The sequence below is a fragment of the Streptomyces johnsoniae genome, assembly GCF_031845565.1.
Taxonomy (GTDB): domain Bacteria; phylum Actinomycetota; class Actinomycetes; order Streptomycetales; family Streptomycetaceae; genus Streptomyces; species Streptomyces johnsoniae.
This window is the reverse complement of record NZ_JAVREV010000025.1, coordinates 55,616-66,963: the sequence shown is the minus strand read 5'-3', so window position 1 is coordinate 66,963 and position 11,348 is coordinate 55,616. Positions and strand designations below refer to the sequence as shown.

Sequence of the window (11,348 nt, the reverse complement as noted above, 5' to 3'; positions counted from 1 at the left end):
CGCGGTGGCCACGCGCAAGGCTGGGCCGTTCGGGTGCCACGCGACACCGGGAGACGCGCCAATGACCCAGCCCTTCGAACTGCCCGCGTTCTACATGCCGTATCCCGCACGGCTCAATGCCCATCTCGACCGGGCGCGGGACCATTCGCCGCGCTGGGCCGCGGAGATGGGGATGCTGGAGGGCTCCGGAATCTGGACCGGAGCCGATCTGGACGCCCACGACTACCCGTTGCTGTGCGCCTACACGCACCCCGACGCGTCCGCCGAGGACCTGTGCCTGGTCACCGACTGGTACGTGTGGGTCTTCTTCTTCGACGACCACTTCCTGGAAACGTTCAAGCGCTCGCAGGACCGCGCCGGCGGCAAGGCGTACCTCGACCGGCTGCCCGCGTTCATGCCGATGGACCTGTCCGCGGGCACGCCCGAGCCGGCCAACCCGGTGGAGGCGGGCCTCGCCGACCTCTGGGCCAGGACGGTGCCCGCCATGTCGGAGGACTGGCGGCGGCGGTTCTCGACAAGCACCGAGAACCTGCTGAACGAGTCGCTGTGGGAGCTGTCCAACATCAACGCTGGCCGCGTGCCCAATCCGGTCGAGTACATCGAGATGCGGCGCAAGGTCGGCGGCGCGCCCTGGTCGGCCGGCCTGGTGGAGTTCGCGGCGCGGGCCGAGGTGCCGGCGGCGGTGGCGGGCAGCCGGCCGCTGCGTGTGCTGCGCGACACGTTCTCCGACGGCGTGCACCTGCGCAACGACCTGTTCTCCTACCAGCGGGAGATCGAGGACGAGGGCGAGATGAGCAACGGGGTGCTCGTGCTCGAAACGTTCCTCGAATGCACCACCCAGGAAGCCGCCGAGGCCGTCAACGACCTGCTCACCGCGCGGCTCCAGCAGTTCGAGCACACCGCCGTCACCGAACTGGCCGCGCTGTTCGCCGAGACCGGCCTCGACGCCGCGTCCGGCGCCCGCGTCCTGGCGTACGCCAAGGGCCTCCAGGACTGGCAGTCCGGCGGGCACGAGTGGCACCTGCGCTCCAGCCGGTACATGAACGGGGCTGCCGCGCCCGCCCGTTCGCCGCTGGACGGTCCTGGCGGGCTCGATATCGCGGGCGCCGCCGCCACCCCGTTCGGCCGCGGCGCCGGGGCGGTCACCACGACCCGCAGGGCGGAGTCCGCGCGGGCCAGGCGTTTCCGGCACGTGCCGCACCAGCGGGTCGGGCCGTCGCTGCTGCCCGACTTCCTCATGCCGTTCGACCTGCGGCTCAACACGCACCTCGACGGCGCGCGGGAGCGGGTCAAGGACTGGGCGCACCGGGTCGGCATCCTCGACGGGGTGCCCTGGACCGAGGCCAAGCTGGCGGACTACGACCTGCCGCTGTGCGCGGCCGGGCTCGCGCCCGACGCCTCCGCGGACGCGCTCGACCTCGTCTCCGCCTGGCTCGCCTGGGGCACCTACGGCGACGACCTGTACCCGGTCGTCTTCGGCCGCACCCACGACGTGGCGGGCGCGCGGGCCGCGACGCGGCGGCTCGGGCAGTTCATGCCGGTCGAGGACCCCGCGGCCGTTCCGCCGCCCGTGTCGCCGCTGGAACGCAGCCTCGCCGACCTGTGGCCCAGGACCGCGGGGCCGATGACGGTGGCCGCCCGCCGCCGGTTCCGCGAGACGATCGACGTGATGACGGCCTCCTGGGTGTGGGAGCTGGACAACCAGGCGCAGAACCGCATTCCCGAGCCGGTGGACTACGTCGAGATGCGCCGGATGACCTTCGGCTCCGACCTGACGATGTGCCTGTGCCGCCTCGGGCACGGCCCGAAGGTGCCGCAGGAGATCTATCGCAGCGGGCCCATCCGTTCCCTGGAGAACGCGGCGAGCGACTATGCCTGCCTGATGAACGACGTCTTCTCGTACCAGAAGGAGATCGAGTACGAGGGCGAGATCCACAACGGGCTGCTCGTCGTACGGGACTTCTTCGACTGCGACTACCCGGCCGCGCTGCGCATCATCAACGACCTGATGTCGGAGCGCATGCGGCAGTTCCAGCACGTGGCCGCGCACGAACTGCCGGTGCTCTACGACGACTTCGGGCTCGACGACGAGGTGCGCGGCATCCTCGACGGCTACGTCCGCGACCTGGAGAACTGGCTGGCCGGCATCCTCAACTGGCACCGCTACTGCCGCCGTTACCGCGAGTCCGACCTGCGCCGCCACTCCGGCCGCGGGTGGCCGCTCGGCGGCCCGACGGGACTCGGCACCGCGGCCGCACGAATCCCCCTGCCCGCCGGCGCATAGCGCCGGACGCGCCCGCCGCGCCCGCCGGGCCCGCCGGGCCCGTTCCCCCCGACGACCGCGGGCACGGCGGCCCCCTGTCCGGCGCGGCGGTGCTTGTCGCCGATTCGCCTATGGGCGCAACCGTGCGGGTGCGAAACTATGTCACTGCACGGGGGAGTTGTCGCTCCGCCGGCCCGTGCGAGCTCGCAGGGGGGACACGTTGTCACTGCTCTTTCCCGATGGAATCTTCAGCCCTCAGGCCCTGGGGGACGAGCGCGCGACGGGCATCCTGCTGGACGCCACACTGCGCTGCGGTGCCGTGCTGCGTCCGAGCGACATCCTGCACGCGGTCATCGGCTCCGGCGACCAGGCCGTCCTGTCCGTGCTCGGCCTGGCGCTCGCCGACGGCGCGCAGCCCAGGCACCTGCGGGAGACCATCGAGGTCTACAACGCGGGCGCGGGCGAGAGCGGGGCGTCGTCCCGGCCGTTCGACGGCTCGCGCGCCCGCTGCGCGCCCGAGACGCTGGCCGCGCTCGACGCGTTCGAGAAGGCGCTGTCCGCGGACCGGGAACGGCTGCGGCCCGTCGCGCTCGAACTGCTGCTCGCCCGGCTGCTGGAGCACCAGGACGCCGACGACCTGACGTTCCTCGGCAGCGTCCTGGACGCCCCGGCCGCCGTCCTGGCGCTCGACGAGCAGGTGCGGGTCAGCAGCGAGCCGCTGCCGGCGCTGCTCGACGACGCCTCTGGCCGGCTGCGGTCCGAGGAGTTCTCCGCCGACGCCTGGGGCGTGCTGGAACTGGCCGCCGAGCGGGCCGGGGAGCTGGGGTACGACCGGCTGCTGCCCGCGCACTGCTTTCTGGCGCTGCTCGCCGGGACCGAGGGGCTGACCGAGCGCCTGGTCCGGCTCCAGATACCGCCGCGGATCGGCCTGGTGAAGGCCGTGGAGGTGCTGAACGGCGCGTTCCGGCTGTCCGAGCACGCCAAGGACGCCCCGCCGCTGCACCGCGACGGTCTGGGCGACCCGCTGCTCGCGCTGCTGCACGCCGCGCGCCGCGCCGCGGCGCTCCGCGGCGGGGAGCGCGCCGACACCGGGCACCTGCTCGAAGCGCTGCTCGCCGACCCGCCGCCGCGGCTGGCCGCCGTGCTGGAGGGCGAGCCGCTGCGCCTGAACGTGGGGCGGATGCGCGACCACCTGGACCAGGAGCTGCGGTCCGCGCGCACCGCCGCGCCGCGCGAGGTGCCGTTCCGGCCGGCGGCCGGGGCGCCGCCGTCCGAGGACCTGACGTGGCTGGCGCGCACCGAGGGCATCCCGCCCGTTCCGCACCTGGACCACTACTTCGACCCGGTGAACCGGGCCCTGCACCGCACGGTCGGCAACCACGTGCTGCTCACCGGCGAGTCCGGCGTCGGCGCCACGACGCTGCTGCGCGAGCTGGCCAGGCGCGCCGCGGACGGCACCATTCCGTTCCTGCGGCGCAAGCGGTTCCTGCACGTGGACTGCCAGGACGTGGCGCCCGCGGAGAGCGCGGAGAAGCTGGGCCGCATCATCTCCGACGTCGCGGGCCGCACCGACCTCGTCGTCTGCCTCGACGGCCTCGGGGCGCTGCTGCGCGGCCCGAACGGCACGAACCACGTGCTGACGCTGCGCAGCGCGCTGAAGGAACGCCGCCTGCACCTCGTCGGGGTGCTGTCGGGGCAGGACTACGACGATCTGCTGGCCGCCGACCACGCGCTGCGCGAGCTGACGACCCGGGTCGAGCTGGCGGAGCCGGGCCGGGACGCCGCGCGGGACATGGTGGGGCAGGCGGCGGACGGGCTGGCCGCGGAGTTCGGCATCGCCGTGGCCGGGAAGGCCGTCGACCGGGCCGTGGTGATGGCCGGCGACTTCATCCTCAGCCAGCGGCTGCCGCTCGCCGCCGTCAAGGTGCTGCGCCGGGCCGCCGAGGACCTGCACTACCGCCGCACGCAGCTCGGGGACCCGCGGTCCGAGGTCGGGGTGGCCGACGTGGTGCGGGTCATCGCGGAGGTCTCCGGCGTTCCCGCGGCGCAGATCTCCGGCACGGGCGGCGAGCGCGTCGACTACGAACAGGCGCTCGGCGGCTCGGTCTTCGGCCAGGACCGGGCGGTCGCGACGGTCGCGGGCGAGCTGCGCCGCATCAAGGCGGGCCTCGCCGGGGCGGACGGCGGGCCCGCGTCGGTGATGCTGTTCGCCGGGCTGACCGGCGTCGGCAAGACGGAGCTGGCCAAGACGGTCGCGAGCTTCTACTCGACGTCCAAGCTGCTCCAGACCTACCCCATGGGCGGGTTCACGGAACGGCACAGCGTCTCCAGCATCCTCGGCTCCCCGCAGGGCTACGTCGGGCACGAACGCGGCGGGCGCATCGTCAACGAGCTGAACGCCGACCCGTACGGCGTGTTCCTCCTCGACGAGGCGGAGAAGGCGCACGCCGAGGTGTGGCGGCCGTTCCTCAACCTGTTCGACGAGGGCTGGATCGAGGACAGGCGCGGCGTCCGCGCGCACGGCGACCGGGCCATCTTCATCCTCACCACGAACGCGGGCCACGACGTCATCGCCCGTATGACCCGCCAGGGCGCCGACGAGGAGGCCATCGCGGCGGCCGTGAAGGAGGCACTGCTGCGGGCGCGCAGCGGCGGGTCGCACGAGGACCCGGTGTTCACGCCCGAGTTCCTGGCCCGTATCCGGCGGATCATCGTCTTCCGGCCGCTGGACGAGGACGCGATGGCCGGCATCTGCCGGAAGATGGTCGACGCGAAGCAGGCGTTCTGGCGGGAGAAGCGCGAGAAGGACCTGGTCGTTCCCGAGCGGCTGATCGCGTGGGCGGCGCGGCGCGCACACGAGGGCAACGAGGCGGCCGACGGCAAGGAGGGGGCGCGCAAACTGCGCGAGCTGCTCACCGACCTCATCGAGGACCCGATCCTGAAGGCGCAGGAGCGCCTGGAGGACGACTACCGGCGGTGCGCGCGCATCGAGCTGGACTTCGACCCAGGACCGCCGCCCCGCACCGAGGTCCGGTTCGCCGCGGCGACTGACCTGGCGAAGAACGAGCTGGCGAAGAACGAGCTGGCGAAGAGCGACCCGGCGAAGAACGGGGAGGTGCGGTGAGCGGCGCCGGTGGTGGCGAGGAGGGCGAGGAGGGCGAGGACCTGCGGTCGTTCGTGGGGCGTACGGTCGCGGGCCGCTACCGGCTGACCGACTGGGTCGGCGGCGGCGCGTTCGGCGGCGTGTTCCGCAGCACGCAGCACATCCTCGGCCGCCCGGTGCGTCGCGTCGCGTGCAAGCTGTCCCGCCGCGCCCGCATGACGGAGGAGAACGCGGGCGAGCTGTTCACGGACGTGCTGCGGCTCGCCGAGGCGATGGACGGCATGACCGACGCCGAGGCCCGCAGGCACCTCGTCCACGTCTACGACGGCGGCCTCGCCGCGGACGCGGACGGGCGCGCGTTCCTCGTCATGGAGTACGTGCCCGGCACCACGCTGGCCGACCAGTTCGCGTCCCTGAAGACCGTCCCGGAGCACCAACTCCTCACCTGGGCGCGGCAGATCTGCGTGGCGCTGCGCGGCCTGCACGCGCTCGACCCGCCGCTGCTGCACCGCGACCTGAAGCCGGACAACGTGCTGCTCGGCACCGACCTCACCGTGCGGCTGATCGACTTCGGCCTCGCGGCCCGGCTGGTCGCGTCGGGACAGGTCCCGGGCGTAGCGGGCACCCTTCGGTACATGGCGCCCGAGACTTCGCAGGGCCACAGCGTTCCGGCCTCCGACCTGTACTCGCTCGGCGTGGTGATCTACGAGGGCCTGGCCGGCCGCCACCCGTTCGGCCACCTCGTGCCACCCCCCGACGTGCCCGACGCCTCGCACGGCGACTGGCTCTACCAGCAGAAGCGCCTGGTCACGCCGGCCCCGCCGTCCACGCTGAACAACACCGTGGGACCGGCCGTCGACGCCGTGGTCCTGCGCTGCCTGCGGACCGATCCGGAACAGCGGTACCGGTCCGCCGCCGACCTGCTCGACGCGCTGGCCGCGGCGGAGTCCGCGGGCGCGCGGGCCCGCCCGCCGGGCGCCGACGACGTGGAACGGGCCGCCGGGCTGCTCGACGCGAACGACGCGGAGGGCGCACGCCGCCTGCTGACCCGCACCCTGGCGGGCGAACTGCCCCCCGCCGCCCGGCTGGCCGCCCTGCGGCGGCTCGCCGACGCCCTGACCGCGCTCGGCGAGGACGGCACGGCGGGCGACCGGCTGGCCGACGCCTGGCTGCTGGCGAAGGACACGGCGCTGCTGCGCAGCCGCAACGAGCGCGCCGCGCTGCTGGTGCGGACCGTGGCCTGCTACCGCAGGGCGGGCAACACCTTCCAGGCCAACCACTTCGAGTGGCTGCGCCAACGCGAGCTGGGCAGGGGGTGAACGCGGCCGTGGCCGAAGGGCAGAAGGCTCCGCAGGCACCGGTGCGGTCGTTCCGCAACGTCTTCACCGCGACCGGGCGGCTGCGGAACCGCTGGGCCGACGCCGTCGCGGAGCCCGACCCGGCGCAGGCCCTGGAACGGTTGCGGCGGCTCCGCGACGTGCTGGCCGCGCGGCCCGCGCCCGCGGGCGTGCTGTGGGTGCCGTTCGTCGCCTCCATGACGGACCCGCGGTTACTCGGGCTGCTGGGCGAGGAGGACTTCACGGCGCTCGCCGAAGCGGGCCGGCAGCTCGCCGGGCCCGCGTTCTCCCTGGAGCAGGCGTGGCGCCCGCTGATCGCCGCCCGCGCCGCCCGCGGCGAGGCCGCCGCCGCCGGCGTGCTGCTCACCGAGCTGTACTGGGCGCCGGGCAGCGACGAGGCGGCCCGCGACGCCGCGGCATCCGACCTGGCGCGCGCCGGGCACCGCGGTCCCGAGCACCTGCGGATCTACGCCGCCCGCCTCGCGCGGGGCGGCCCCCTGCCGCCCGGCGTGCCGGAACGCGTCGCCGAGGTGCTGCGCGTCGGCTTCACCGACGACGCGGACACGTTGACCGCGGCGGCCGAGCTGGCCGGTCCCGCGGGCCCGGCCGGGGTGCCGGGCGCCGCGCGCGCCCTGGGCCTGCACCGGCTGCGCGTGGCGGGCCGCCCGGCCGAGGCCAGGGAGCACTTCGCCGCCGCGTGCACCGCGGACCCGCAGGACGAGACGGCGCTGCTCGGCCTGCTGGCCGCCTGGATCAGGACAGGCGAGGCGGCCGGCACGCCCGGCTGGCTGCGGGGGCGCTGCCGCCGGGCCGCGCCGGGCGGGGCGCTCGCGCGGCTCGGCGAACTGATCGACGTGCTGACCTGGTTGGACGCGGACACGGACGAAAGTCCACCGGCGCGCGCCGAGCATGTCGGCACGCTGGCGCTCGAAGCGTACGTCGGCGCGTGGTTCGCCTACGCGCGCGGGCGCCTGCACCTGGTGGAGGGCGATGCGGAACGCGCGCACGCCGCCCTCGACCCGGTCACCGCCTTCGCGGAGCGGAACGGCGGCGCCGACGCGCCGCCCGGGCGGGACCTCTGGATCTACCACGGCGCCTGGGCCGAGCTGCTGACCGGCCGGGCGCGGCACCGCGGCCGTGCGGCCGTGCCGTGGGCGCTCGGCTGCCTGCTGTGGGACGCGGACCCGGGCCTGACCGCGGGCCTCACCGTTTCCGGGCCGCCGACCGGTTACGCGCGGGTCGGCGCCGCCCGGCGCGACCTGGCCGCGGGCACGCGGCCAGGCGCGGAGCCAGGACCGCTGCCGGCGGGCGCTGGCACGCCGGAGCGCCTTGAGGCGCTGCGCACGGCGCTCGGCGAGGCGTACGCCCGGCGCGGCGCCGACGGCATGCGCACCCTGCTGCGGCATCCGCTGTACCGGCGGCTGCCGCGTGCCGACCGGTTCCTGTGGTCGGGTCTTCGGTCGCTCGCGGGCGAGCCGGCGGAGGCCGAACGCCTCCTCGGCGAGGCCGCGCGACTCGGGCACACCCGGCGCGCCCACCTGATCCTCGCCGCGCACCACCTGCACGCCGGGCGCCCGCGCCCCGCGCGCCGGCTCCTCGACGGCTGCACCGGCGCCAAGGCCGAGGTACTGACGGCCTGGTCGGAGGCGATGCTCCCCGCGGACATTCCCGATGACGTTCCCGCGGACGTTCCCAAGGACGTTCCCGACGACGTTCCCGCGGACGTTCCGGCCCTGGTGGGGGCCCGGCGCCTCGAAGCCCTGGGGTCCGGCGTGCCGCCGTACGTCGCGTCCGCGCGGGGCGCGCTGTGGCTGCGGGGCGGCGACGCGGCGCGCGCCGCGCGGGACTTCGAGGCCGCGCTGTCCGCCGCGCCCGGCACCCTGCCGGACGAGGCGTACGCCCTCGCCGCCGCCGCCCGGGCGGCGGCGGACGGCACCCTCGCGCCCGACCGCAGGGCCGACGCGGCGGTGTGGACCGCGGCCGAGCGGCACCCGTGGGCCGAGTGGGTCCTGGGCGTGACCGCACTCGCCGACGATCCGGAGGGCTTCCCGCTCCGCCGCGCGGAACGGCTCCGCGGCCTCGCCGAGCGGCCCGGCGCGGCCGCGGACCTGGCCGTGCCCGCCCTGGCCACCGCCCTGGCGGCGGCCGGGACGGCGAGCGCGTCGCCCGCCCGCCGCGCCGCGTTCGCCGCGATCCTGCACCGCCTCGCGGCCCGCCACCCTGGCCCCGCGACCCACCACGCGGCCGACCTGACCGCCGCCGCGGCGGCCCTGGCCGCCCCGGAGCCAGACCCCGGCGGGCAGACGTCCGCCGACCGGCCGCTGTACGCGCTCGTGACCGCGGCCCTGGCGCTCGAAGCGGGCGAACGGGAGCGCGCCGCCGGACAGTTGGCGGGCGTGCGCGGGGGTACGCGGGCGCACCGCGCCTGCGCCCTGCTGGCGGACGCGCTGGCGGGCCGCCCACCGTCCGCGGCGGACGGCGGGTCCACGGCGGAAGGCGAGCCCGCCGCGCTCGGCCTCCTGCGGGCCGCGGCGCTGGCCGGGCAGGACCCGGACGGCGCGCTCGACGCGCTGGCCACCGCGGCCACCACCGCCGCCGCGACCACCGGGAACGGCGGCGGGAACGACGGCGGGAACGGCGGCGGGAACGACGGCGACGCCCTGGCCGCCGTCGTCGACCTGACCCGCGCCCTGCCCGCGCTGTGCGCGCGGCCCGCCCCTGGCGGCGGGCGCAGGGCGGGCCCCGCACACACGTTCGCGCCGTACGTGCGGCGGCTCGCCGAGCACGGCGCCGAAGGACTCGACCCCGCCGTGCACGCCCGCTGCGCCACCGTCGTCGGCGAGTTCGCGCTCGCCGGGCAGCTGTGGCGGCAGGCCGTCACCGCGGCGGAGCGCGGCGGGGGCGATGCGGGCGAAGCCCGCGGGGACTACGTGCGGCTGCTGTGCCACCGCGCGGTGGCCGCCCGGCAGGACGGCGACCCGCTGCGGGCCGCGCGGCTGCTGCGCCACGTCGCCAGGATCGCCGCGGGCGGCCCCGTCGAGGTCGCGAGCGGAGAAGAGAGGGACCTGCGATGACGGGTGGCATCAGGCCGGGCGAGGCCAAGGACGCGGCCCGCGGCCTGCAGAGCGCGGTGTGCGTGGAGCGGCTGCTCGACGCGCTGTTCCCCGACGCGCCCCAGGACCCGGTGCCGTGGGACAGGGCCGGACGCTACCCGGCGCTCGAACGGGCCATCGAGTCCGACGGCGTGCTGCGCCAGGCGCTCCTCGCCGACGACCACGACCGCATCGCCGACGTCTGGTCAGGACTGCTGGGTCGGCGCGGACTCGACCTGAGCCTCCACCACACCCTCGCCGTGATCTACCGCGAGCAGACGCTGCGGCTGCCCCCGCACACGGAACGGGCCGCCGACCTGCTCGCCACCACCACCGCGCTGTGGGTGCTGCTGCTCGCCTCCGCCACGTTCTGGCAGCTCCAGGCCGCGCCGCGGGAGGCGGTGGCCGAGGCGGAGGAGGAGCTGCGGGCCGCGGTCTGCGAGGAGTTGTTCGGCCTGCACCGCAAGCACGGCACGGTCGCGCTCGACCAGGACGAGCCCGGCCTCGCCGAGACCCACCTGCGGGTGCTCGACGCCTGCCGCGGCGGCGCCGCCGCCGTGCGCGACCTGCTGGCCGGCACCCGTCTGACCTGGCTGCCCCCGGGCGACCCAGGCCGCTGGGCCGACGTGTCGCGCCTCGCCGGACGCGTCATCGACGACTGGTCGCACGAGACGATCCGCCACGCCGAGGAGGTGCTCGAAGACGCGGACGCGGTGGCGAAGCTGCCGCCCGGCATCACCAAGGACTTCACGTCCGCCGTTCACCGGCTGCTGCCGCTTGCCGGGCTGGACGTTCCGCTGCCGCGGGTGCTGACGGCCGGTCTGGAGTGGTGCAACGAGTGGCAGTACTGCATCTACGGCCTGCCGGTGGACGACGCCTCCCGGCAGCGCCAGATGAAGGGCGCGGTGCGGCTGGCGCGGCACTTCGCCGACGACCTGGCCGGTGTCGCCACGCCGGGGCAGAGCCACCTGCGCGAGAACCAGGCGCTGTCCAAGCACTTCATGTTCCGCGGCTTCATCGCGGACGACCCGGCCGCCGCGGAGCAGGCGTACCGGACCGCCCTGGAGTGGAACCCGCTGAACAGCAACGCCGAGGACCTGATGAAGGACCAGCGGACGGCGGCGACCCTCAAGAGCGCCTTCGACCGGGCGACGGACGCCCTCAACGGCGGCCGCCCCCAGGAGGCGCTGGACGCCATGCGGGCGGTCGAGCACATTCCGGAGGCCGTCGAGGACGTGCGGCTCGTGCGCCACGCGGCGCACGTGCGGCTGGCCGAGCAGGTGCTCGAACGCAGCCAGTACGCGCGGGCGCTGGAGGAGTTGCGGCGGGCGGCCCAGTACGCCTCGACGACCGAGGAGGAGTGCACGGTCCTGATCTACCGGGCGCTGGTCCTGCTGAAGCAGAGCGGCGCCGCGCCGCGGCGGACGCAGCCGCAGCTCCAGCTGTCGGCCCAGTCGCAGCTGCGGCAGGCCCTCGCCAAGAACCCGCCGGACCACATCAGGCAGCAGATCTACCAGCTGGCCCCGATGCTCCGCTACCAGTAGGCCGCCCGT

General features: G+C 75.6%; 5 protein-coding genes. All 5 read left to right on the top strand.

Translation table 11 applies throughout. The features are described from left to right. Positions 1–61: 61 nt before the first annotated feature. The 5 genes from RM779_RS31515 to RM779_RS31495 all read left to right on the top strand — a co-directional run bounded on the left by RM779_RS31515 (position 62) and on the right by RM779_RS31495 (position 11,339). Positions 62–2,284, top strand: coding sequence for a terpene synthase family protein (locus tag RM779_RS31515; protein ID WP_311621211.1), 2,223 nt, complete (start codon positions 62–64; stop codon positions 2,282–2,284). A gap of 199 nt (positions 2,285–2,483) precedes the next feature. Next, positions 2,484–5,387: an AAA family ATPase gene (locus RM779_RS31510; RefSeq protein ID WP_311621210.1), complete on the top strand. Its 2,904-nt coding sequence runs from the start codon at positions 2,484–2,486 to the stop codon at positions 5,385–5,387. Next, entirely contained in the window at positions 5,384–6,685 is a 1,302-nt protein-coding gene (locus RM779_RS31505; RefSeq protein WP_311621209.1) for a serine/threonine-protein kinase, read from the top strand. Before RM779_RS31510 ends, RM779_RS31505 begins: the two co-directional genes overlap by 4 nt. An 8-nt stretch (positions 6,686–6,693) precedes the next feature. Next, on the top strand, positions 6,694–9,777 hold the full coding sequence (locus tag RM779_RS31500; RefSeq protein ID WP_311621208.1) for a hypothetical protein: 3,084 nt from the start codon (positions 6,694–6,696) through the stop codon (positions 9,775–9,777). Next, positions 9,774–11,339 carry a tetratricopeptide repeat protein gene (locus RM779_RS31495; protein WP_311621207.1) on the top strand — a complete coding sequence of 522 codons (1,566 nt, stop codon included), beginning with the start codon at positions 9,774–9,776 and terminating at the stop codon, positions 11,337–11,339. Before RM779_RS31500 ends, RM779_RS31495 begins: the two co-directional genes overlap by 4 nt. Positions 11,340–11,348: the final 9 nt, after the last annotated feature.